Genomic DNA, 23,539 nt, shown 5'->3' with positions numbered 1-23,539 from the left:
CACGGCCCCGTGCTGCATGGGGCCGTTCAGACCGCACTGCTAGAATCACGCCCCTTTTCCGGTAACCCCACATGACGGACAACACGTCGAATCCCCATGGCGACGGCCCCGCGCTGGCGCTGGCGCTGGCGACCCTGGCCATCCATGGCGGACAGCACCCGGACCCGTCCACCGGCGCGGTGATGCCGCCGATCTACGCGACCTCCACCTACGCCCAGTCCAGCCCCGGCGAACACCAGGGCTTCGAGTACTCGCGCACCCACAACCCGACCCGCTTCGCCTACGAGCGCTGCGTGGCGGCCCTGGAAGGCGGCAGCCGCGGCTTCGCCTTCGCCTCGGGCATGGCCGCGACGGCCACGGTGATCGAACTGCTGGACAGCGGCAGCCACGTCATTGCGATGGACGACCTGTACGGCGGCAGCTACCGCCTGTTCGAGCGGGTGCGCAAGCGCACCGCCGCGCTGGAGTTCGGTTTCGTCGACCTGACCGACCCGGCCGCGTTCGAGGCGGCGATCCGCCCGACCACGAAGATGGTGTGGATCGAGACCCCGACCAATCCGATGCTGAAGATCGTCGATATCGCGGCGATCGCCGCGATCGCGCGCAAGCACGGTCTGCTGGTGGTGGTCGACAACACCTTCGCCTCGCCGCTGCTGCAGCGGCCGCTGGCGCTGGGCGCGGACATCGTGGTGCATTCGGCGACCAAATATCTCAACGGCCACTCGGACATGGTCGGCGGCATGGCCGTGGTCGGCGACAACGCCGAGCTGGCCGAACAATTGGCTTTCCTGCAGAACTCGGTGGGCGGCGTGCAGGGCCCGTTCGACAGCTTCCTGGCCCTGCGCGGCCTGAAGACCCTGCCGCTGCGCATGCGCGCGCACTGCGACAACGCCCTGGCGCTGGCGCAGTGGCTGGAGACGCACCCGGCAGTGGAGAAGGTGATCTACCCGGGCCTGCCCTCGCACCCGCAGCACGCCCTGGCCGGCCGGCAGATGAGCGGCTACGGCGGCATCGTCTCGATCGTGCTCAAGGGCGGCTTCGACGCGGCCAAGCGCTTCTGCGAGCGCACCAATCTGTTCACCCTGGCCGAATCGCTGGGCGGCGTGGAGAGCCTGGTCAACCATCCTGCGGTGATGACCCATGCTTCGGTGCCGGTCGCACGCCGCGAGCAGCTCGGCATCAGCGATGCGCTGGTGCGGCTGAGCGTGGGCGTGGAGGATGTGGGGGATTTGCGTGGGGATTTGGACAGGGCGTTGGCACAAGGGCTGTCCGTATGACGATCCTTTCGGTTTTCGGCAAACATCGCTCGCTTGCCTTCGAACTCACCCGGCGCGAGGTGCTGGGCAAGTACCGCGGAGCGACCTTTGGACTGCTTTGGTCGTTGATCAGTCCGTTCTTGATGCTGTTGATCTATACACTCGCCTTTGGCTTCATTATGAAGAGCCGTTGGCCTGGTACCACAGGATCAACTTCTGAGTTCGCATTGATTCTGTTCGCAGGTTTAACGGTTCACGGATTCTTTGCTGAGTGCTTCACCCGCTCGCCTCAACTCATCGTGGCAAACACCGCTTACGTCAAGCGCGTTGTATTTCCGCTGGATGTGCTGGTGTGGAGCATGGCGTTCTCCGGCCTGTTCCATCTGGCGATGAACATGATTGTGCTTTTGGTGTTGCAGGCGGTCTGGGGAACTGGTGTGTCGCCGACTGCTTTACTGCTGCCGCTGGTGCTTGTGCCACTGGTCGTGATGACCGTTGGAGTATGTTGGCTCGTATCTGCTCTAGGTGTGTACTTGCGAGACATCGGCCAGGTTACAGGTGTGCTCGCAACTGCGATGCTGTTTCTGTCTTCGGCCATCATTCCGCTCAACTCCGTGCCGATGACCTATCGTTGGGTGTTCGAGATTAATCCTTTGACATTCATCATCGATCAGGTGCGCGAGGTGGTGATCTGGGGCCACATGCCGGATTGGACCGGGCTGGCTTTGTACTTGATAGCGTCAAGCGCCTTCGCATTTCTGGCGCATACCCTGTTCAGGAAGATGCGTGGAGGGTTTGCCGATGTCCTCTGACGACTCTTTCGATCCGCAACACATGGCCGTCTCCGTTGCGGGAGTCGGCAAGGCGTATCACATGTATGAGCGCCCCTCGCACCGTCTCTGGCAAGGGCTGTTCGGTAAGCGCAAATCGTTCTACCGTGACTACTGGGCGATCCGTGGCGTAGATTTCCAGGTTCGCAAGGGGCAGACAGTCGGTATTGTCGGACGCAATGGGTCAGGCAAGTCCACGTTGTTGCAGATCATCGCTGGCACGCTTACGCCGACCGAAGGACAGGTCAAGGTGAACGGAAAGGTGGCGGCACTGCTTGAACTGGGCAGTGGCTTCAACCCCGAGTTTACGGGGCGTGAGAACGTTTATCTTAACGCCGCGATTCTCGGCCTGAGCCGCGATCAAGTTGAGACGCGCATGGCCAGCATCCTTGCCTTCGCCGACATTGGCGAATTCATCGATCAGCCGGTGCGCAGCTATTCGAGCGGCATGGCTGTACGCCTCGCGTTCGCCGTGATCGTGCACGTGGATGCCGACATATTGATCATCGACGAGGCGCTCGCGGTGGGGGACGCGTTCTTTTCGCAAAAATGCATGCGCTTTCTGCGCGAGTTCCAGAAAAGCGGCACGCTGCTATTCGTCAGCCACGACGCCGCCGCTGTCACCAACCTCTGCGAGTACGCGGTTTGGCTGGACCATGGGCAGATGCGCATGGTGGGCACCTCACAGGAGGTTGTCGAAGCCTACATGACCGAGCAGCACGTGGCCGGCCGGCGCGAAATCGCCGGCGAAAAGCTGGTGGTGTCTTCGGGCGGCGAGCGCAGGGAGTTGGCAGACATGCCGGATTTCCGCCTGCATGCTCTGCTTGCGGAAGGCTGCACCAACCGCATGGCGGTGTTCGAGTTCGATCCCGACCGGACCGGTACCGAGTTCGGTGCGCAGGGTGCGCGGATCGTGGACGTGGCATTGCGGGACGACAACGGCGGCCGGTTGGTGATGGTGCAGGGCGGCGAGGTGGTAACGTTGCGCATCGAGGTCGAACTGCAACAGGCTCTGGGCGACCTGATCGCCGGGTTTTACGTCAAGGATAGGCTTGGGCAGAGGCTTTTCGGCGACAACACCTATTTCGCCTGCCGTGGTATGGAACTGAGCGGCAAGACCGGGGATCGCCTGTCCGCCTCGTTCAAGTTTCGTATGCCGATCCTGCCCTCCGGTTCGTACATGATCGACGCTGCTGTTGCCTCCGGCGACCAGAATGACCACGTGCAGCATCATTGGATCTACGACGCGCTGGAGTTCCGCGCACTGGACGAAACCATGCGCTTCGGGCTGGTTGGCCTGCCGATGATGGCGATTGACGCAAAGATTGAGGCTAAATGATGGAATTTACCGGCGAGCGCTTCGTTCCGACCGAATCTGGTGAACTGGCCTATGAGCATTGGCATCGTTATGCTTGGTGCCAGGAGCTTGCACGCGGGCGTCGCGTCTTGGACGTGGCCTGCGGCGAGGGCTACGGTTCGGCACTGCTCGCGGACGTGGCGGAGGCCGTGGATGGAGTTGACATCGCCGTTGAAGCGGTGAGTAGCGCACGGTCCACATATGGTACTCGCGCAAACCTGCGCTTCCATGAAGCCAGCGCCACCCGGCTTCCCTTCGCTAACGCTTCGTTCGACTTGGTAATCTCGTTCGAGACGGTCGAGCATCTGCTCGAGCAAGAGCAGATGCTGGAAGAATTGCGACGCGTGCTCAGGCCAGATGGCATTCTGGTAATTTCCTCGCCCAATCGCCCGATTTATTCCGATGCTCGTAACTATCGCAACGAATTCCACGTCCGCGAACTCGACTTTGAGGAGTTTTCCGCCTTGCTGGGCCGGCAGTTCCCGGCTGTAGATTTTTACGGCCAACGCATGTCATCGGGGTCGCTGTTGCTTCCATTGCAAGGCAGCCGAGATCAGTACAAGGCTTTCACGTCTTCAGGTAGGTTGGAAAACCGCACGGTCGACGCCGACAAGATCATGTATTTCGTGGCGGTATGTGCGGCTGTGCACGGGCTGCTTCCGCGCATGTCGGCGTCGTTTTACGTCGATGGCGGGTCGGATCTGTATGCACGGCACGAGTCTATCGCACATTGGGCGCAATCGCTGGAATCTGAACTTGTCCTAGCGCGAGGCCAGCTTGATCAGTTGCGCGGCGAGTTTGAAGCCAGAACTGAGTGGGCGCAATCGCTGGAATCCGAGCGCAGTCGTCTGCTAGACATGCTTGAGCAATTGCAGCGCGAATTCGACGAAAAGGTACGTTGGGCACTCAAGCTCGAGAGTGAGAGGGTGGATCTGGTTCAGCGGCTATGTGCTGTGCAAGCGGATTATCAGGAAAAAACTGCGCTGATTGAGGTATTTGCCGAAGACAAGCGCGTGGCTGTGGCTAGCGCGGAGGAAAGCGCGCGGCGGGCCGGTGTGTTGGAGCGTGAAGTGTCAGGGCTTCGCCAAGTCCTTGCTGAAAGCGAGCAGCAACTACAGGCAAACGCAGCTGAAGTGACTGCAAGTCAGGGCAAGATCGATGCGTTGCGCGATGATCTGCATTTCCTTCGCGAATCGGTGTCTTCTTCGAAAGCTCGGCGTCAGCAGGTTGGTGCTATCCGATTAGTCGAGCCCCTTCCCATTGCTGGACACGATTACGGTGCAGATATCGCTGCGTACCGTGCTGTTATTCGCGATCTTGAGCAGCAACTCAAAACTTTACTGGAGTCGCGTTCCTGGAGGTTGACGCGAGCGGTTCGTTTTGGAAGTCGCGTCGCGCGTGGCGATTGGAGTGCTGTAGTTGCGTCGCTCCGCGGAAAGCCGTTTGTGCGTCACCCCGCGCTGAAGCACCTGCGCACGCTGGTGCGGCGCTGGATGGCAGAGCGCGAGGCTGAGGCGCGGCCGCTACCGCCGCAACTTGTGGCGGCAAAAGTGGAGCAGGACCCAGAGACGTCATTGCGCGGAATCCGCTTTGAGAACGAGGAGCGACCTCTAGTCTCGGTGCTGATTCCGGTCTACGGCAACCTGTCATGCACATTGGTGTGCCTGCAATCATTATATGATCATTTGCCGAGTGTGCCGATCGAGATACTGGTCGCTGAGGATGCGTCCGGCGATCCGCAGATTTCGCGAATCGCTCAGATTCCCGGCCTTATATATTACGAAAATCCTCAGAATATGGGCTTCCTCCGCTCATGCAATGAGCTTGCGCGCAGGGCGCGCGGCGAGTACGTGTACTTCCTTAACAATGACACCGAAGTAACGAAGGGTTGGCTGGAGGCGCTTCTGTCTGTATTTCAGCGCGAAGACGCTGGTATGGTCGGTTCTAAGCTAATCTATCCCGACGGTCGCTTGCAGGAGGCTGGTGGAATCGTCTGGAAGGACGGTAGCGCTTGGAACTTCGGTCGCATGGAGAATCCGGCACGCGCACCGTATTCGTATCTGAAGGAGGTCGACTATATATCGGGCGCGTCGATCATGCTGCGTCGCGATCTGTTCGAAACGCTTGGTCGCTTCGACGAGCATTACGCACCGGCGTATTATGAGGACACTGACTTGGCATTCCGGGTCCGCGCGCAGGGCCTGAAGGTTTACCTGCAGCCGGCCTCGATTGTGGTGCATTATGAGGGCATTTCCAGCGGCACGGATGAGTCGAGCGGGGTTAAGGCTTACCAGGCCGTCAATCGCCTGAAATTCTTTGAGCGCTGGCGCCAGACCCTGGAGCGCGATCACCTTCCCAATGCGCAGGATGTTTTTTTGGCACGCGACCGTTCTATCGGACGTTCACACGTTCTGGTGGTTGATCATTACGTGCCGCAGCCAGACCGCGATGCTGGCTCTCGTGCCACCTGGCAATTGATGTCGCTACTGGTGCAGAAGGGCTATGCTGTGCACTTCTGGCCGGAAAATGCTTATTTCGATGCTGATTACACCCCGGCATTGCAGCAGCTCGGCATCGAGTCACTGTGCGGAGGGGAATATTTCGGTAGGTTCGAGGATTGGATGCGCGACAATGGCCATTATCTCTCTACAGTAATTCTTAATCGCCCGCATGTTTCGATTGGTTTGGTGGATATTGTCCGCGCGCATTCTGGCGCGCGTGTCATTTATTATGGGCACGATATTCATCACCTGAGGATGATGGAGCAACTCAAGCTAGCGCACGATGCCGGTCTTGAGGCGGAGATGACTCGTTTTCGCGACATGGAGTACACGATGTGGCGCAAGTCTGACGTGGTTCTGTATCCGTCAGCCGACGAAACCCGTCATGTCGAACAGTGGTTCATGGCTGAGGCTGTACAGGGAGCGGCGGCGACCGTGCCCTTGTATGCATATGATCCGGTCAGTGGCCCGGCGCTGGAAGGCCCGCGAGGCCGTCAAGGCATTCTGTTTGTCGCCGGTTTCGCGCATCCACCGAACGTCGATGCCGCCATCTGGTTCGTCAGCGAGGTATTGCCATTGGTGCGCAAGGACATGCCAGATGCTCATCTGACGATGGTCGGGTCAAATCCTCACGCGGACGTACAAGCGCTTGCTAGCGATTCTATTCGCGTTACCGGCTACGTTAGCGACGCAGATCTGGAGCGCTATTACCGAACTTCCCGAGTGTCTGTGGCTCCGTTGCGCTTTGGAGGCGGCGTTAAGGGAAAGGTAGTCGAAAGCATGCGCTTCGGTTTGCCATGCGTCACAACGCCTACGGGCATGCAAGGGTTGGGCGAGGCAGCGATCTTCATGCCGCACAGTGCAGACCCTCAGAATATGGCCGCTTCAATTGTTACGCTGTTACGCGATGATGCGGAGTGGGAGCGAGTGTCCGGCGCGTCGCGTGATTTTATTGCAAAAAATTATTCGCGCGAGGCTGTCTGGCGAGTGATAAGTGATGCATTCGATTCGCGTGTGAAAAATGGAGCTAGTTGAAAATAAGGTGCGATTTAGTCTACAAGATTTGAGTAGTGTTTTTGGGGGGGCGATTTTCCGTTCTCTTGATGTGCTCTGTATCGCTCCCGTCGGTTCTGCATCGATATCCGCATGCTGCCATGGATGGGATAGTGAACGCCGATCCAGGTGGCCATGGCAGGTTCTTGCTGCCGTGGTTTATTCCGGCCGGTCCTCGTATGCCGAACGCCGGGATAGTCGGTTTTCTAAGAAGGCTGCATGCGTGGCCGGGCTTTGCCATCCAGCTTGCTGCCTGACAAAGACGCATTTGCTGCGTTTTTTCAGTCAATGCATATAGATTGGGTAATGCGATACATCATTGGTGAGTCACCTAAATCCCGTCTTATTTTCTCGTATTTCCCACTATAGATTGTTCATGGCCTGATCATTTTCGTCGGTGCCCATTACCGCTATGGGCAGGCGGTGCCAGGTATTATTAATCTGTCCAGTTCTTGATTGCTGTGGCTGGCGCGCAGTGTAAATATTTGCCCGGGCGCGACCCAGCCAGGAATTGTTGGGCTCTCGTTGCTTCCGCCGGCGAACACTAGTTGCTTCTTGTCCTCTGGTCCGACCCATAGCTCTGTACCGTCCTTGGTCGGACTATTCCACTTGATAATCGCTGTGACCAGTTTCGAGCATGTCGGCTGCATTAGCTCAGCTCGCATCAAGCCCTTTACGCCACTTAATTTAAGAAAGGAGGTGTCGGCAGTTGCAGAGGGGGGCGTGTTCGCTATGTTGGAATCAGTTTCAGGCGGTGGCGGATTCTGGGTCAGCAGTGCTTCTGCATCACTAGGCTTGCCCCCGCATCCCCCCAAGAACAGAAGCCCAATGTAAATGACTTTGATCGGATGCCTCACTTCGCTTCCCTCCCTTTAGCGGGCTCCAATACCCGATACTGGTTAATGCAGAGAGCCTGCTTGGGTAGTACCCAATGGCATTTCGTGCGCGCTTTGGAGTAATCGCGGTCCTCCATCGCCCAGACATCAAGTACTGGAATCGGGTGACCAACACGATTAACGATATCTTGAGCATCTTCAAGTGCTGTCCGACGCAATTTGGTTGGATAAAAATAGCGCATGTGGCTTTGGGTGACCAAAGGGTTGTCCAAGGGTTGTGCCAAGCCGGCTGAATCCCATTGGAAAATCGGTAGTGTCGAATAATAGGAAATCATCCCAATTTCAGGATTTCGCAAGATGAATTCCCCGGTCTCGGGAAGTTTAAAGGTGCCATGATCGGTGCGCGACACTGCAAGTGACAAATAGCCTTGGGCTCGCGTTTGCTCGCCAGTGCGCCATTGGTTTGGGCCGTCGTTCGGTAGCCTTCCATAGCACAGTGACGTGATCAGTAAAACGCCCAGGGCGCCGGCTATCATATTTTGTGAGTCCTTTCGCTGCGTGAAAAAGGAGCGGCCTAATAGTGCTCCGATTATCAGGCTAAGGATATTCTGATAATACCACCAGAAATTTGCTGGCATGCGAAAAAAAATAATGACGTAGCACAAGACCATTGCGGCGATGGCAACTCGATTGATTCGTGGTTTATTGAGGGCTAGCGCTCCTAGTGTGCCGAGAATGCATGCCCAGCCAGCAATCGTGTTGACATTCGATGGAAATTGCGAGCGTAATAGGAGTGAAATGCCAAGTCGTTCGGGTAAGGCAACAAGTAGTGTTGTCTTCTCAAACAAGAACGGGAGGGCGGATTTCCCCCAGTATGTGACCGGAACTGGCCAGACCCTGAGTAGCGCGCAAAGAGTGACCCATGCAATTGAAAAGACTACTAGCGGCATCAGGATGGATTTGATCTGAGGCAGTAGTTGTGCTTTCCGGTTGCGGGTGCCGATATGCACGAAGTAAAGAGCCAGAATTGGTAGGCTCACATCGGGGCGAATGAGTGGGCCCAGTGGAAGCAGCCAGCTTAGCAAGCGCAGGTTTGTGGGCTGTTGGCGTACCAGCATTGCTAAAGTGGCAACCCACATCAGTAGAAGGCCACCCTCAAACTCGAAAATAGTGTCTAGGCAGGTGGACAGAAGTGCCAATGTTGCGCCTAGCCAAGCAAATGCGGTCAAATTCCGTCGCCAAAATGGCAAAAAGACCAGCCACGTGATCATACCGCTGAGTAAGATCGTGATTTTTGCATCTAGAAGGGTGCGTTGTCCGTGGCCGAAAAGCTCGGACAACGCGGCGGCCGCGGTCAATACCACGATCCTTATCGGTGAAGATGCCAGTAGCGCGCCGCGCTCTGCCAGGTGTGGGTAGTACTGCCACGTGCCGTAGTCCATCGCATTGCGCGCAACGGCGAGGTAGATGTATACGTCGTCGAAGAAGCCCTTTTTAAGCTCTAGGTAGTAATGAATGCAGAATGCGCCGGAGGCGAGTAGGGCCAGCCAAGGCAGTACGCGCATCCAGGTCGTACTCGCGGGGCGGGTGGATTGCGCGGCAGGGATGGAACGACTGATCATGGGTAGTAGGAAGTCCCACGGTTGATGAAAACAAAGCGCTTATCGAGTTGGTATTTGGAAACGTAGCCGATCGCAAGGCCAATGATGGCACCCACATAGCGCATTCCCTCGCTGCCGAACAGGCAATGAAAAACCAGTTCGCTACCCCAAAAGACTAGCGTGGTCATGCCTCCCATCACGGTATACATAGCAAAGGTGCGCGTATCGTGGCGGGCGTCACGCGTGGCGAAACGGAAAATCCAACGCTTATCCAGCAGGTACTTCACAAGCAGCCCTGTGAGTGTGCCGGCGGCGATGCTGGCCGGAACTGTGGTTGATGGCCACAGCCAAGCTCGTACAGCGATACACTGGGTGCCGATATTGACTGCGGCGGCGACCGCTGCGAAAGCCAGGTACAGCGTGATCAAGCGGATGCGCTTCATAGCTTGATCCGCATGAAAATTGGTTCTGGGATTAGCTTGATTACATGCATGATCGCCCACCAGAAACCGGGCAGGTAGGCGACCGCGCGGCGGCCGTCCACCGCGCGCAGGATGCCCTTGGCGATCTGGTCGGGCTTGGCCCACAGCACGCCCTTCTTGAAGGCGGCGGTCATCGGCGTATCGACGAAACCCGGCTTGATCGTGAGCACGTTGATGCCCTCCGAGCGCAGACGTTGGCCGAGGCCGCTCAGGTAGGCGCTGACCGCGGCCTTGGCACTGCCGTATAAGTAATTGCTGGCGCGGCCGCGGTCGCCGGCCACCGACGAGATCACCGCCAACGTCGCGCCCGTGCGCAGGCGCGGCACCAGTGCGGCGCACAGCGCGATGGTCGAGGTGCCGTTGGTGGCGAACTCGCGCATCGACAGCTCGACCGAGGCGTCGCACGCGGCCTGGTCGGGCAGTGTGCCGTGGGCGATCAGCACCACGTCCACGCCACCCAGCGCGGCCCAGGCGGCATCGAAGGCCGCCGCATGGCCGGCGCTGTCGTTGACGTCGAGCACGCCGACGCTGGCCCTGCCGCCGCGCGCCGACAGGTCCGACGCGATCGCGTCCAGGCGCGCGGCCTGGCGGCCGAGCAGGTGGAGGGCCGCGCCGCGCGCGGCGTAGTGCCGGGCGGTGGCCTCGGCGATCGCCGAGGTGGCACCGATGATGAGGACGCGTTGCATGTTCACTCCGTGACCCGGCGCCAGAAGCCGGAAGAAAAGCGGGGATCGAGATAGCGGTTGAAGTCCTGCCAGCGGGCATAGGCGCGCTGGAACGAGGCGGCGGACATGCGCGCGTCCTTGGCAGGGTACAGAGCGCCGCCAGCGGCGTCGACAATCCGGTCCAGCCGCTCCAGCAGGCGCAGTACGTCGGCGCCGTCGTTGGGGAAGTCCAGCGCCAGCGTGGTGCCCGGGCGAGGGAAGGACAGCATGCCGCGCGAAGGAAGGTCGCCGAATTCCTTAAGTACCGCCAGGAAGGAGCCGCTGCCGCTGCGGGCGATTTCCGCCAGCAGCGCATCCACACCGTCGCGTGCGGTGGCCGGCGGCAGCAAGCACTGATACTGCAGGAAGCCGCGCGGGCCGTACATGCGGTTCCAGTGGCGGATACCGTCCAGCGGATAGAAGAACGGCAGCACATGGCTCAGCCGGCGTTTGCTGCGCGCGGGCTGGCGCCAGTAGTACAGCGCGTTGAACGGCCGCAGCGACAGCTTGTTGACCAGCGAGACCGGCGGGGTCAGCGGCATCGCCAGGCCCTTGCCGGGCGAGACCGGGCGCTCCTCGGGCAGGCCGGCGCAGTGATCGGCGCGGGTGAAATGGCCGCGGCCGCGGGCGCGACCGCTGGCCAGGCAGTCGATCCAGGCGACGCTGTACTCGTGGCTGTCGGCCGAGGCGGCGGACAGCGCGAAGAACTCGTCGAGCGAGCCGAAGCGGATGTTCTCCGTCTCCAGGGCCGGGCCCGGCACGCGGCGCAACTGGATCTCCGCCCAGGTGATCAGCCCGGTCAGGCCAAGTCCGCCAACCGTGGCCGCGAACCAGCCCCCGGCATCGTCGTGCGGTGTGCACAGGCGGCGGCTGCCGTCGCTGCGCAGCAGTTCGAAGGCGAGCACGTGGTGGCCGAAATTGCCGGTGCGGTGATGGTTCTTGCCGTGCACGTCGTTGGCGATGGCGCCGGCCACGGTGACGTAGCGGGTGCCCGGGGTCACCGGCAGGAACCAGCCCTGCGGCAGTGCCAGATCGATGATCTCGGCGAGGGTGACCCCCGCCTCGCAGCGCAGGCGGCCGGAGGCCGGGTCGAAGCCGATGAAGCGGTCCAGGCCGCGGGCGCACAGCAGGGTGCCGTCCGGGTTGAGGCAGCTGTCGCCGTAGCTGCGGCCATTGCCCCGCGGCAGTGCGTGGCCGGCGAAGGCCGGCAGCGCAGCCGCCCGGTCGGCGATCGGCAGCAGCGTTTGCGTCACCCGTGGGTAGCGCCCCCAGGACTGCCCGGCGTCCGCCATCAGATGGCGCTCAGCGCGAACAGCCCGCACAACACGACGACCATCTGGCTGACCCGGTCCGTGGCGGCGAACACGATCGGGTCGTCGTGCATGTCGCCGCGGTGCGCCACGATCCACACCCGGCTGACCCAGTACAGCAGCACCGGGCAGATCAGCCACAGCAGCTGCGGATGCCGATACAACTGCACGCTTGCCGGGCTATTGATGTACAGCGCCATCACCAGCACCGCGATGTAGCCGGCCGCCGCGCCCATCGACTGCAGCAGCACCAGGTCCTCCACCGAATAGGCGCGCCCGCTAGCTTTGGTCTTGCCGCTGCCCAGCATGGCGTGCAACTCGGTGTAGCGCTTGAGCAGCGCCAGCGAGAGGAAAATGAACATCGAGAACGCCAGCAGCCAGAACGACAGCTCCAGGTCGATCGCGACCGCGCCGCCGATGATGCGCACGGTGTACAGCGCCGCCAGCAGCACCACGTCGATCATCACGATGCGCTTGAGGCGCAGCGAGTACGCCAGCGTCATCACGTAATAGGCCAGCAGCACCAGGGTGAACTGCAGGTTGCAGGCCAGCGACAGCGCCAGTCCGGCCAGGGTCAGGGCGGGCGCGGCGAACAGGCCCTGCAGCAGTGGCAGCCGGCCGGCGGCGAACGGCCGCTTGCGCTTGCGCGGATGCTGGCGGTCGGGGGTGAGGTCGAGCAGGTCGTTGAGCACGTAGACGCCGGAGGCGCAGAGCCCGAACGCGACCATGGCGATCACCGACTGCAGCACCGAGGCGCCGTCCAGGAAGCGATGCGCGGTCAGCAGCGGCACGAACACCAGCAGGTTCTTCAGCCATTGGTGCAGGCGCAGCGCCTTGAGCCAGGCACGGGCGCGCGGCGGCGCCGGCCAGTGGCCGTGGACGGTGGTGCGCTGTGCGGCAGCGGCGCGCAGTCCGTTGCCGTTGTTGACCACCCAGGCGCCACCGGCCTTGTCCCATACGTGCAGGTCCACGCGGCCATTGCCGGCGTAGTCGAAATTGCCTTCGCCGAACCGCTGCACCAGCACGTCGGCCTTGTTGCGGCCGGACAGGTTGCGCTGGCCGTCGCTGGCGATGACCTCTTCGAACAGGCCCAGGTGCGCGGCGATCGGCGCGACCAGCAGCTGGTCTGAGGCGGTGCACAGCACGCGCGGGCGCTGCGTGGTCGTACGCAGCAGCTCCAGCACGTGCTCGTTGTAGGGCAGGGTCTCGGCCGGGAGCGTGACCCGCGCGGCCAGTTCGCGCTTCAGCGCGGCCTTGCCGCGCAGCAGCCACAGCGGCAGCAGGAACACGTACAGCGGATTGCGCGCCAGCAGGGCCAGCAGGGACTCGTAGAGGATGTCCGAATTCAGCAGGGTGCCGTCCAGATCCACACAGAGCGCGCGCCCTGAAGCAGCCGGGCGGTCGGCGGGAAAGCTGGGGGGGACGGACATTCTGCGGCCTGGTGATGCATAGCGGGGCCGCGATTATACCCGCGACACGCCCTGGCCCCGCTCAGTCCGCTGACGCCGTTGCAGGAACTCGGTTGCGCTCATCGCCAGGGCGCCCACGGCGACCGCATACCAGAGCGTCACCAGCCGCGCGGCCACCGCGACTGCGATCGCATCGGCGGTGGCGACGCCCAGCCGGTCCAGCATCAGCACGATCGCCAGTTCGGTGGTGCCGACACCGCCGGGCACGAAGGACAGCGCGCCGATCAGCATCGCCAGCGGGTAGATGCCGAACGCGACCAGCGGGTCCAGGTCCAGGCCCAGGCCGCTGCACAGCCCGACGAAGACCGCCGAGGTCAGGCCCCAGGCGCCGGCACCGGCAATCAGGCTGCGCACCAGTTGCGAGGCGCCCAGGCAGGCACGCAACTCCATGGCGGCGAATACGGCGAACTGCGCCGTCCCCCGCAGCCAGCGGCCGGGCAGGCGCGCCCACATTCTCCAGCCATGTAAGCAGGGCCGGCCAGGCGGCAGCGCCGAACAGCAGCGCGACGAAGCCCAACACCACCGCGGCGAGGGTGCCCAGGGTGGGGAAGACCGGCGCAGCCAACAGCGACAGCGCCAGGATCACCAGCAGGTCGGAGGCGCGCTCGAACACGAATACCGCCAGCGTCCGCCCGGCCGGTACGCCCATGCGGGCGAAATAGCGGATGCGCAGCAATTCCCCGGCCTTGCCCGGGGTCGCGGTCAAGGCGAAGCCGGCCAGGTAGGCGGCCCAGCCCAGCCAGAACGGCACCGCATGGCCTTGCCGTTGCAGCAGCCAGCGCCAGCGCCAGAAGCGCAACAGGTAGCTGACCGAGACCGGCAGCACCGCCAGCGCGAGCAACGGCCAGACCGCGCCGAGCCGGGCGAACGTGCCGTTGCCGCGGTCCACCCACCATAGGGCAGCCAGGTAGCCGCCGCACAGCAGCACGACGAACGCCGCCAGATGATCCGCACGGTGGCGCGGCGCGGGCACGCCGTCGGCGCCGTGCGGCATCATCCCCAGGTCCTCCTGACTGCTCAGCCCAGTGCCTTTTCCAGCTCCGGCAGCACCGTGAACAGGTCGCCGACCAGGCCGATGTCGGCGATCTCGAAGATCGGCGATTCCGGGTCCTTGTTGATCGCGACGATGGTGCCGGCGTCCTTGATGCCGGTCAGGTGCTGGATGGCGCCGGAGATGCCGATCGCCACGTACAGCTCCGGCGCGATGATCTTGCCGGTCTGGCCGACCTGCAGTTCGTTGGGCACGTAGCCGGCGTCGACCGCCGCGCGCGAGGCGCCGACCGCCGCGCCCAGCTTGTCGGCGAGCTGGTACACGATCTGGAAGTTCTCCGCCGAACCGACGCCGCGGCCGCCGGAGACCACGCGCTTGGCGCTCTGCAGGTCGGGGCGGTCGGACTTGCCCGCAGCCAGGCCGACGAAGCGGGTGTGGCTCGGCAGCGCCGCGTCGACGCTGGCCGCTTCGACCGCCGCGCTGCCGCCCTGCGCCGCTTCCGGCCACGAGGCGCTGCGCACGGTGGCGACCACGATCTGGTCGGCCGGGGCCTGCACGCTGATGATGGCGTTGCCGGCGTAGATCGGGCGCTTGAACGCGTAGTCGCCGTCCACCGCCATCAGGTCGGAGATCTGGTTGACGCCGAGCAGGGCCGCCACCACCGGCATCAGGTCCTTGCCGAACGTGGTGGAGGGGCCGAACACGTGGGTGTAGCTCTTCGCCAAGGCGGCGATCTGCGGGCCCAGCACCTGCGCGATGGCGTGTTCGTTGGCGGAGTTGGCGACGGTGAGGACGCGGGCGACGCCGGCGATCTGCGCGGCCTGGGCAGCCACCGCGGCCGGATCGGACGCCAGCACCACGATGTCGATGGCCTCGGCCGACAGCGCCTGCGCGGCGCTGACGCACTTGGCGGTGGCGGCGTTGAGCTGCCCGTTGAGATGTTCGGCGACGACGAGGATCTTGGCCATTACAGCAACCCCTTCTGCTTGAGTGCGGCCACCAGTTCGGCGGCATCCTTGACCATCACGCCGCGGCTGCGCTTGGCCGGCGGGGCGTAGTGGGTGGTGGTGAGGCTGTCGTTGGCCTCCACGCCCAGGTCGGCGAAGGCCAGCGTCTGCAGCGGCTTGCTCTTGGCCTTCATGATGTCCGGCAGCTTGATGAAGCGCGGCTCGTTCAGGCGCAGGTCGGTGGTGACCACCGCCGGCAGGTCCACTTCCAGGGTCTCCAGGCCGGCGTCGACCTCGCGGGTCACCGTCGCCTTGCCGTCGGCCACCACCAGCTTGCCGGCGAAGGTCGCCTGCGGACGGCCCCACAGCGTGGCCAGCATCTGCCCGGTCTGGTTGGCGTCGTCGTCGATCGCCTGCTTGCCCAGGATCACCAGGTCCGGCTGCTCCTGCTCGACCAGCTTGAGCAGGGTGCGCGCCGCGGTCAGCGGCTGGATCGCCGCGTCGGCGACCACGTGGATGGCACGGTTGGCGCCCATCGCCAGGCCGTTGCGCAGGTGCGCGGCGGCGTCGGCCGGGGCGATGGTGGCGACCACCACCTCGCTGGCGATGCCGGCGTCGCGCAGGCGCAGCGCCTCTTCCAGGGCGATTTCGTCGAACGGGTTGGCGGAGAGCTTGACGCCCTCGGTGATCACGCCGGAGCCGTCCGGCTTGACCTGGATGCGGACGTTGTAGTCCACCACGCGCTTGTAGGCGACGAGGATTTTCATCGTGTACGAGATCCTTCAGCAGTGCGGGAAGGCCCGGCCGCGGCGGCTGGCGCGGGGCAGTCGGAGGATTCTAACCGGGCGCGGAGAACCATGCGAGGGCGTATGGTCTGGTTTGGTGCACTTCATCGGAGGCATCGAACGACGATCTGTTCATATAAAGCGTATATCCTGCGAGGTTTGCATAAGGCGCGCTTTCGGCGCGAAATTGGGAGAAATACAGTGGCGACTTGGCTCGTAACCGGCGGTGCCGGCTTCATCGGCGGTAACTTCGTGCTCGAGGCGGTGGCGCGCGGCATCCGTGTGATCAACCTGGACGCGTTGACCTATGCCGGGAACCTGAACACGCTGGCGTCGCTGGACGGCAACCCGGACCATGTGTTCGTGCACGGGGATATCGGCGACCGCGATCTGGTGGGCCGCCTGCTCGCCGAGCACCAGCCCGACGCGGTGGTCAATTTCGCCGCCGAAAGTCACGTGGACCGCTCGATCGACGGGCCCGGCGCCTTCATCCAGACCAACGTGGTGGGCACCCTCGGCCTGCTGGAGTCTGTGCGCGATCATTGGAAGGCGCTGCCTGAAGACCGCCGCGACGCGTTCCGCTTCCTGCACGTGTCCACCGACGAGGTCTACGGCACGCTCGGCGAGACCGGCAAGTTCAGCGAAACCACGCCTTACGCGCCGAACTCGCCGTATTCGGCGTCCAAGGCCGCGTCCGACCATCTGGTGCGCGCGTTCCACCACACCTACGGCCTGCCGGTGCTGACCACCAACTGCTCCAACAACTACGGCCCGTACCACTTCCCCGAGAAGCTCATCCCGCTGGTGATCGCCAAGGCGCTGGCCGGCGAGCCGCTGCCGGTGTACGGCGACGGCAAGCAGGTACGCGATTGGCTGTTCGTCGGCGACCACTGCGAGGCGATCCGCACCGTGCTGGCCAAGGGCAAGGTGGGCGAGACCTACAACGTCGGCGGCAATTCCGAGAAACAGAACATCGAGGTGGTGCAGGCGATCTGCGCGCTGCTGGACGCGCGGCGTCCGCGCGAGGACGGCAAGCCGCGCGCCAGCCAGATCACCTACGTCGCCGATCGGCCCGGCCACGACCGCCGCTACGCCATCGATGCGTCCAAGCTGAAGAACGAACTGGGCTGGGAGCCGCAGTACACCTTCGAACAGGGCATCGCGCTCACCGTGGACTGGTACCTGAGCCACCAGGACTGGGTGCAGGGCGTGCTCGACGGCAGCTATCGGCTGGAACGCATCGGCACCGCGGCATAACGCCAGTCCCTCGCAAGAATCCGCCCATGCGCGTGCGGACTTCACCAGGAAATACCTCATGACACAACGCAAGGGCATCATCCTCGCTGGCGGCTCCGGCACGCGGCTGTACCCGATCACCAAGGGCGTCAGCAAGCAGCTGCTGCCGGTGTACGACAAGCCGATGATCTACTACCCGCTCAGCGTGCTGATGCTGGCCGGCATCCGCGAGGTGCTGATCATCAACACCCCGCACGAGCAGGCGCTGTTCCAGGCGCTGCTGGGCGATGGCGCGCAGTGGGGCATGGACATCCAGTACGCGGTGCAGCCGAGCCCGGACGGGCTGGCCCAGGCCTACCTGATCGGCCGCGACTTCGTCGCCGGCAAACCGAGTTGCCTGGTGCTGGGCGACAACATCTTCCACGGCCACGGCCTGACCGAGACCCTGCGCCGCGCCGATGCGCGCCAGCATGGCGCGACCGTGTTCGGCTACTGGGTCAACGACCCCGAGCGCTACGGCGTGGCCGAGTTCGACGCCTCCGGCAAGGTCATCGACATCGAGGAAAAGCCGGCCAAGCCGCGCTCCAACTACGCGGTTACCGGCCTGTATTTCTACGATGGTCAGGCCAGCGACCATGCCGCGGAGCTGACGCCGTCGCCGCGCGGCGAACTGGAGATCACCGATCTCAACCGCCGTTACCTGGAGGCCGGCGAACTGCACCTGGAGGCATTGGGTCGCGGCTACGCGTGGCTGGATACCGGCACCCACCAGTCGCTGCACGAGGCCTCCAATTTCATCGAGACCATCCAGTCGCGACAGGGCCTGCAGGTCTGCTGCCCGGAAGAGATCGCCTTCGGGCAGGGATGGATCGACGCGGCGCAGCTGGAGACACTTGCCGCTCCGCTGCGCAAGAACGCTTATGGCACCTACCTGCATGAACTGGCTGTACGAGGATCCGTTCCGTGAAAGTGATTGAAACCAATCTGCCTGGCTGCGTGGTGATCGAGCCGGCAGTGTTCGGCGACGCGCGTGGCTATTTCTTCGAGACCTGGAACGCCGAGCGTTTTGGTGAACACGGCTTGCCGACCAAGTTCGTGCAGAGCAACGTCTCCACCTCGGCCAAGGGCGTGCTGCGCGGCCTGCATTACCAGTGGCCGCGGCCGCAGGGCAAGCTGGTCAGCGTGCTGGAAGGCGAGGTGTACGACGTCGCCGTCGACATCCGCCACGGCTCGCCGCACTTCGGCCGCTGGGCCGCGGTGGTGCTGAGCGCGGAGAACAAGAAGCAGTTCTGGATTCCGGAAGGCTTCGCCCACGGGTTTGCCGTGCTGTCGGAGCGCGCGGTGTTCAGCTATCTGTGCACCGACGTGTACGTCAAGGAAGCCGATGCCGGCGTGCGCTGGGACGATGCTGCGATCGGCGTGGACTGGCCGATCTCCGAGCCGGTGCTGTCGGGCAAGGACGCGGTTGCGCCGTCCCTGGCCGACATCCCGGTCGAGCGCCTGCCGGTCTACCAGCCATGAGCGTGCTGGTCTTCGGCGGCAACGGCCAGGTCGGGCAGGAACTGCTGCGGGCGCTGGCCGGGCAGGGGCCGGTGGTCGCGACCACGCGCAGCGGCCAGTTGCCAGACGGCAGCGCCTGCGAGCGCGCCGATTTCGACCAGCCGCAGACCCTGGGCGAACTGCTGGACCGGCTGCGGCCGACGGCGGTGGTCAACGCCGCGGCCTACACTGCGGTCGATCGTGCCGAGCAGGACGCGGAAGCGGCGCACCGCGCCAATGCCGAGTCGCCGGCGGCGATCGCCGCCTGGTGCGCGGCGCACGGCATGCCGCTGGTGCATTACTCCACCGACTATGTGTTCGATGGCCAGGGCACCCAGCCTTATCCGGAGGACGCGCCGACCGCGCCGCTGGGCGTGTACGGCGCCACCAAGCTCGCTGGCGAAGAGGCGATCCGCGCCTCCGGGGCGCAGCACCTGATCTTCCGCACTGCCTGGGTCTACGCCGCGCACGGGCACAATTTCCTGCGCACCATGTTGCGGGTCGGCGCCGACCGCGACGAACTCAAGGTGGTCGCCGACCAGGTCGGCACGCCGACGCCGGCGGTGCTGATCGCCGATGTCACCGCGCGCGTGCTGGCCCAGCGCGCGACGCTGCCGTCCGGCACCTGGCATCTGACCGCGGCCGGCGAGACCACCTGGCACGGTTTCGCCGAGGCGATCTTCGCCGAGGCGGTGGCGGCGGGATTGTTGCCGCGCGCGCCGCGTGTGCTGCCGATCACCACCGCGGACTATCCGACCCCGGCCAAGCGTCCGGCGTATTCGCGCCTGGACGTGTCGCGCCTGCAGCGCGATTTCGCGCTGGAGCTGCCGCAGTGGCGCGATGGTCTGCGCCAGGTGATCGGCGAACTCGCCGCGGCAGCGCCGGCCGCCTGACCGCCGCACACGTTAAACCACGCAGCCGAAAAACAAAGAGCCGGGCAATGCCCGGCTCTTTGCGTTTGCGGCGCGCGCCGAACTCAGGTGCGCCCGTAGGTGTCCTCGAAGCGCACGATGTCGTCCTCGCCCAGGTAGCTGCCCGACTGCACTTCGATCAGCTCCAGCGGCAGCTTGCCCGGGTTCTTCAAACGATGCGTCACGCCGAGCGGGATGTAGGTGCTCTGGTTCTCGGTGAGCAGCAGCACCTCTTCGCCACGCGTGACCTCGGCGGTGCCGCTGACCACGATCCAGTGCTCGGCACGGTGGTGATGCATCTGCAGGCTCAGCGTGGCGCCGGGCTTGACCGTGATGCGCTTGACCTGGAAGCGCTGGCCGTTGTCGATCGAATCGTAGGCGCCCCACGGGCGGTACACCTTGCGGTGCCAGGTGGCTTCGGAACGCCCATCGGCCTTGATCCTGCCGACGATGTCCTTCACTTCCTGGATGCGTTGGCGATGGCCGACCAGTACCGCGTCGTCGGTCTCCACCACCACCACGTCCTGCAGGCCCACCATCGCGATCAGGCGCGAGCCGTAGGCGTAGGTGTTGCGGCAATCGATCTCGATCACATCGCCATGGTGGGCGTTGCCGTTGGCGTCCTGCGGCGACACGTCCAGCAGCGCCGACCACGAGCCGACGTCGCTCCACTTGGCGTCCAGCGGCACCACCACCGCGTCGGCGGTCTTCTCCATCACCGCGTAGTCGATGGAATCGGAGGGACTGGCGGCGAAGGCCTCCTTGTCCAGGCGGGTGAAGTCGGCATCGCGCTTGGCCGATTGCCAGGCCTTGGTGCAGGCATCGGCGATGGCGGGCTGGAACTTGCGCAGTTCTTCCAGGTAGCGCGAAGCGCGGAACAGGAACATGCCGCTGTTCCAGTAGTACTCGCCAGAGGCCAGGTAGCTTTTCGCGGTCGCCAGGTCGGGCTTTTCGACGAAGCGCTCGACCGCGCGTGCGCCGTCGCCGGCCGCCGCCTTGATGTAGCCGTAGCCGGTTTCCGGTGCGGTCGGCTTGATCCCGAACGTCACCAGCTTGCCTTGCTCGGCCGCAACGGCGGCCACGCGTACCGCTACCTGGAAGGCGGCTTCGTCGCCGATCACGTGGTCGGACGGCAGGACCAGCAACAGCGGATCGGCGCCATCGCGCGCGGCCTCCAGCGCCGCCACGGCGATCGCCGGCGCGGTGTTGCGGCCCTTGGGTTCGAGCAGGATCGCATGCGGCTTCACGCCGATCTGCTGCAATTGCTCGGCCGCGACGAAGCGGTGCTCCTCGTTGGCGACCACGATGGGGGCATGCGCGGCGACCGGGGCCGCGCGCTGCCAGGTGGCCTGAAGCATGCTCTGTTCGCCGACCAGCGGCAGGAACTGCTTCGGATACGACTCGCGCGACAACGGCCACAGGCGCGTGCCGGAGCCGCCGGACAGGATGATGGGAAGGACGTCGCTCATGGGCGATGGAACTCCATAGTGCGTCTAGGGGGAGGGTGGTGGGATCAGCCGCGCAGCAGCTCGGAGATCTCCTGGGTGCGCTGCTCCAGCAGCGCCGCGTCGCCGCGGGTTTCCACGTTCAGGCGCAGCAGCGGTTCGGTGTTGGAACTGCGCAGGTTGAAACGCCAGTCGGCGAATTCGGCGCTGACGCCGTCGGTGTAGTCCAGCGTCGGCGCATGCGAGGCGAAGTGCTCCATCACCCGCGCCACGGCGGCCTTGGCGTCGGCGACCTTGAAGTTGATCTCGCCGCTGCACGGGAATTTCTGCATGCGCGCCTCGACCAGGTCGGCCAGCGAGCGGCCGGACTGCGACACCAGTTCGGCGATCAGCAGCCACGGGATCATCCCCGAGTCGGCGTAGGCGAATTCGCGGAAGTAATGGTGCGCGCTCATTTCGCCGCCATATACGGCGTTTTCGCTGCGCATCTTCTCCTTGATGAAGGCATGGCCGCTCTTGCACAGCACCGGGATGCCGCCGGCTTCTTCGACCTGTTCGATGGTGTTCCAGGTCAGGCGCGGGTCGTGCACGACCTTGCCGCCCGGCTGCTTGGCCAGGATCGCCTGCGCCAGCAGGCCCACCAGGTAGTAGCCCTCGATGAAGCGGCCGTCGGCGTCGAAGAAGAAGCAGCGGTCGAAGTCGCCGTCCCAGGCGATACCGAAGTCGGCGCCGTGCTGCTTGACCGCGTTGGCGGTGGCGGCGCGGTTCTCCGGCAGCAGCGGGTTGGGAATGCCGTTGGGGAAGTGGCCGTCCGGCTCGTGGAAGACGCGCACGAACTCGAACGGCAGGTGCGGCGCCAGCAGATCGACGATGGCGCCGGCACCGCCGTTGCCGGCATTGACCACCAGCTTCAGCGGCTTGAGCGTGGCGCGGTCGACATAGCTGAGCAGGTGTTCGATGTAGGCGCTCTTGTCCGGACGGTGGTGCTCGGCAGCGGTCGGCTCGACGGCCGCCGCGGTGTCGGCGGCGACGGTGTCGCGGATCGCGAACAGGCCGGTATCGGAGCTGATCGGGCGCGCGTTCTCGCGCACCAGCTTCATGCCGTTGTAGTCCATCGGGTTGTGGCTGGCGGTGACCATCACGCCGCCGGCGGCCTGCAGGTGGTCGGTCTGGAAATACACTTCCTCGGTGCCGCACAGGCCGATGTCGATGACCTCGCGGCCGCTGGCGCGCAGGCCCGCCGACAGCGCGTCCTGCAGCCCCTGGCTGGCCAGGCGCACGTCGTGGCCGACCACCACCGGGCCGCTACCCAATTGCCCCGCCAGCGCCACGCCGATGCGGCGGGCCAAGTCCTCGTTCAGTTCGTCGGGTACGCGACCGCGGATGTCGTAGGCCTTGAATGCGGGAAGCGACATGGAAGAGGGTCCTAGTTGGGGGAAGCCGGAGTGTAACGTTACGGCGCTTAATCGGTCGTTGCGGCGGTGCGGCGGGGGTCGCAGTCCCCAAGCGGCTAAACTAGCTGTCTACATTCCAATGCGGAGCTGGCGAATGGGCGACACCTCTACCCCTGCGGGCGGGCGGCGCGGCAAGCTTTTCCCCGATGCGGCCACGGCGCTGGCCGATGTGGTGGCGGACGGACAGACCCTGGCGGTCGGCGGGTTCGGCCTGTGCGGTATTCCCGAGGCCTTGATCGCGGCCTTGCGCGACAGCGGCGTCGGCGGCCTCACGGTGATCTCCAACAATGCCGGCGTCGATGGCTTCGGCCTGGGCCAGCTGCTGGCGACGCGGCAGATCCGCAAGATGATTTCGTCCTACGTCGGCGAGAACAAGGAGTTCGAGCGCCAGTACCTGGCCGGCGAACTGGAACTGGAGTTCAACCCGCAGGGCACCCTGGCCGAGCGCCTGCGCGCTGGTGGTGCCGGCATCCCCGCGTTCTTCACCGCCACCGGCTACGGCACGGTGGTGGCCGAGGGCAAGGAGACCCGCGAGTTCGACGGCAAGCACTACGTGCTGGAGACCGCGTTGCGCGCCGACGTGGCCCTGGTCAAGGCGTGGAAGGCCGATGCCGCTGGCAACCTGGTGTTCCGCAAGACCGCGCGCAACTTCAACCCGGCCTGCGCGATGGCCGGCAAGCTTTGCATCGCCGAGGTCGAGGACGTCGTGGAGACCGGCAGCCTGGATCCGGACCAGGTGCACCTGCCCGGCATCTACGTCGACCGCATCGTGCACAACCCGCATCCCGAAAAACGCATCGAACAGCGCACCCTGCGCCAGAAGGACGCCTGA

The 23,539-nt window shown here is 64.0% G+C and carries 18 protein-coding genes and 1 pseudogene; 9 read left to right on the top strand and 10 right to left on the bottom strand.

Annotation, left to right across the window (positions count from 1 at the left end; genetic code table 11):
* Positions 1-71: 71 nt before the first annotated feature.
* Genes CEK65_RS17755 through CEK65_RS17740 form a run of 4 tightly spaced genes read left to right on the top strand, consistent with a single transcriptional unit; the run spans position 72 to position 6,979 of the window.
* Positions 72-1,277 (top strand): cystathionine gamma-synthase, encoded by a 1,206-nt coding sequence (locus tag CEK65_RS17755; RefSeq protein ID WP_152182541.1) that lies wholly within the window; start codon positions 72-74, stop codon positions 1,275-1,277.
* A complete protein-coding gene (locus CEK65_RS17750; RefSeq protein ID WP_017915641.1) occupies positions 1,274-2,068 on the top strand; it encodes an ABC transporter permease in 795 nt (264 codons plus the stop codon). Before CEK65_RS17755 ends, CEK65_RS17750 begins: the two co-directional genes overlap by 4 nt.
* Positions 2,058-3,425, top strand: a complete 1,368-nt coding sequence (locus CEK65_RS17745; RefSeq protein ID WP_026143508.1) for an ABC transporter ATP-binding protein — start codon at positions 2,058-2,060, stop codon at positions 3,423-3,425. The genes CEK65_RS17750 and CEK65_RS17745 overlap by 11 nt, the downstream gene beginning before the upstream one ends.
* Entirely contained in the window at positions 3,422-6,979 is a 3,558-nt protein-coding gene (locus CEK65_RS17740) for a glycosyltransferase (RefSeq protein WP_152182540.1), read from the top strand. Before CEK65_RS17745 ends, CEK65_RS17740 begins: the two co-directional genes overlap by 4 nt.
* A gap of 871 nt (positions 6,980-7,850) precedes the next feature.
* Here the strand turns inward: CEK65_RS17740 and CEK65_RS17735 are convergent.
* From CEK65_RS17735 to CEK65_RS17700, 8 genes and pseudogenes are all read right to left on the bottom strand, one after another.
* On the bottom strand, positions 7,851-9,455 hold the full coding sequence (locus CEK65_RS17735; protein WP_152182539.1) for a hypothetical protein: 1,605 nt from the start codon (positions 9,453-9,455) through the stop codon (positions 7,851-7,853).
* On the bottom strand, positions 9,452-9,877 hold the full coding sequence (locus CEK65_RS17730; RefSeq protein ID WP_152182538.1) for a GtrA family protein: 426 nt from the start codon (positions 9,875-9,877) through the stop codon (positions 9,452-9,454). The genes CEK65_RS17735 and CEK65_RS17730 overlap by 4 nt, the downstream gene beginning before the upstream one ends.
* On the bottom strand, positions 9,874-10,602 hold the full coding sequence (locus tag CEK65_RS17725) for an SDR family oxidoreductase (RefSeq protein ID WP_026143889.1): 729 nt from the start codon (positions 10,600-10,602) through the stop codon (positions 9,874-9,876). Before CEK65_RS17725 ends, CEK65_RS17730 begins: the two co-directional genes overlap by 4 nt.
* 2 nt (positions 10,603-10,604) lie before the next feature.
* Positions 10,605-11,912, bottom strand: a complete 1,308-nt coding sequence (locus CEK65_RS17720) for an FAD-binding oxidoreductase (protein WP_017917129.1) — start codon at positions 11,910-11,912, stop codon at positions 10,605-10,607.
* Positions 11,912-13,300 carry a UbiA family prenyltransferase gene (locus CEK65_RS17715; RefSeq protein ID WP_255424553.1) on the bottom strand — a complete coding sequence of 463 codons (1,389 nt, stop codon included), beginning with the start codon at positions 13,298-13,300 and terminating at the stop codon, positions 11,912-11,914. The genes CEK65_RS17720 and CEK65_RS17715 overlap by 1 nt, the downstream gene beginning before the upstream one ends.
* 93 nt (positions 13,301-13,393) lie before the next feature.
* Positions 13,394-14,396: pseudogene (locus tag CEK65_RS17710) on the bottom strand (lysylphosphatidylglycerol synthase transmembrane domain-containing protein).
* 20 nt (positions 14,397-14,416) lie between these two features.
* Positions 14,417-15,358 carry an electron transfer flavoprotein subunit alpha/FixB family protein gene (locus CEK65_RS17705; protein ID WP_017917126.1) on the bottom strand — a complete coding sequence of 314 codons (942 nt, stop codon included), beginning with the start codon at positions 15,356-15,358 and terminating at the stop codon, positions 14,417-14,419.
* On the bottom strand, positions 15,358-16,104 hold the full coding sequence (locus CEK65_RS17700; protein WP_017917125.1) for an electron transfer flavoprotein subunit beta/FixA family protein: 747 nt from the start codon (positions 16,102-16,104) through the stop codon (positions 15,358-15,360). Before CEK65_RS17700 ends, CEK65_RS17705 begins: the two co-directional genes overlap by 1 nt.
* 219 nt (positions 16,105-16,323) lie before the next feature.
* Between CEK65_RS17700 and rfbB the strand changes: the two genes are divergently transcribed.
* Genes rfbB through rfbD form a run of 4 tightly spaced genes read left to right on the top strand, consistent with a single transcriptional unit; the run spans position 16,324 to position 19,790 of the window.
* Complete coding sequence (gene rfbB / locus CEK65_RS17695) at positions 16,324-17,379, top strand: dTDP-glucose 4,6-dehydratase (RefSeq protein WP_017917124.1); 1,056 nt, start codon at positions 16,324-16,326, stop codon at positions 17,377-17,379.
* Between the two features lie 58 nt (positions 17,380-17,437).
* Positions 17,438-18,325 carry a glucose-1-phosphate thymidylyltransferase RfbA gene (rfbA, locus tag CEK65_RS17690; RefSeq protein WP_017917123.1) on the top strand — a complete coding sequence of 296 codons (888 nt, stop codon included), beginning with the start codon at positions 17,438-17,440 and terminating at the stop codon, positions 18,323-18,325.
* Positions 18,322-18,879, top strand: coding sequence for a dTDP-4-dehydrorhamnose 3,5-epimerase (rfbC, locus tag CEK65_RS17685; protein ID WP_026143888.1), 558 nt, complete (start codon positions 18,322-18,324; stop codon positions 18,877-18,879). Before rfbA ends, rfbC begins: the two co-directional genes overlap by 4 nt.
* Positions 18,876-19,790 carry a dTDP-4-dehydrorhamnose reductase gene (gene rfbD, locus CEK65_RS17680; protein WP_017917121.1) on the top strand — a complete coding sequence of 305 codons (915 nt, stop codon included), beginning with the start codon at positions 18,876-18,878 and terminating at the stop codon, positions 19,788-19,790. Before rfbC ends, rfbD begins: the two co-directional genes overlap by 4 nt.
* Positions 19,791-19,873: 83 nt before the next feature.
* On the opposite strand, the gene CEK65_RS17675 is transcribed toward rfbD, so the two are convergent.
* Positions 19,874-21,277 carry a mannose-1-phosphate guanylyltransferase/mannose-6-phosphate isomerase gene (locus CEK65_RS17675; protein ID WP_152182536.1) on the bottom strand — a complete coding sequence of 468 codons (1,404 nt, stop codon included), beginning with the start codon at positions 21,275-21,277 and terminating at the stop codon, positions 19,874-19,876.
* A 44-nt stretch (positions 21,278-21,321) separates the two neighbouring features.
* Complete coding sequence (locus CEK65_RS17670) at positions 21,322-22,668, bottom strand: phosphomannomutase (RefSeq protein ID WP_152182535.1); 1,347 nt, start codon at positions 22,666-22,668, stop codon at positions 21,322-21,324.
* 133 nt (positions 22,669-22,801) lie between these two features.
* Between CEK65_RS17670 and CEK65_RS17665 the strand changes: the two genes are divergently transcribed.
* The gene (locus CEK65_RS17665; RefSeq protein WP_017907508.1) at positions 22,802-23,539 is read left to right on the top strand and encodes a CoA transferase subunit A; all 738 of its coding nucleotides are present in this window, start codon (positions 22,802-22,804) and stop codon (positions 23,537-23,539) included.

This window comes from Xanthomonas sp. LMG 12459 (assembly GCF_009192905.1).
In the GTDB taxonomy this organism is placed as follows: domain Bacteria; phylum Pseudomonadota; class Gammaproteobacteria; order Xanthomonadales; family Xanthomonadaceae; genus Xanthomonas_A; species Xanthomonas_A sontii.
The sequence above is the reverse complement of the archived record's forward strand: the minus strand, read 5'-3'. Positions and strand labels throughout refer to the sequence as shown.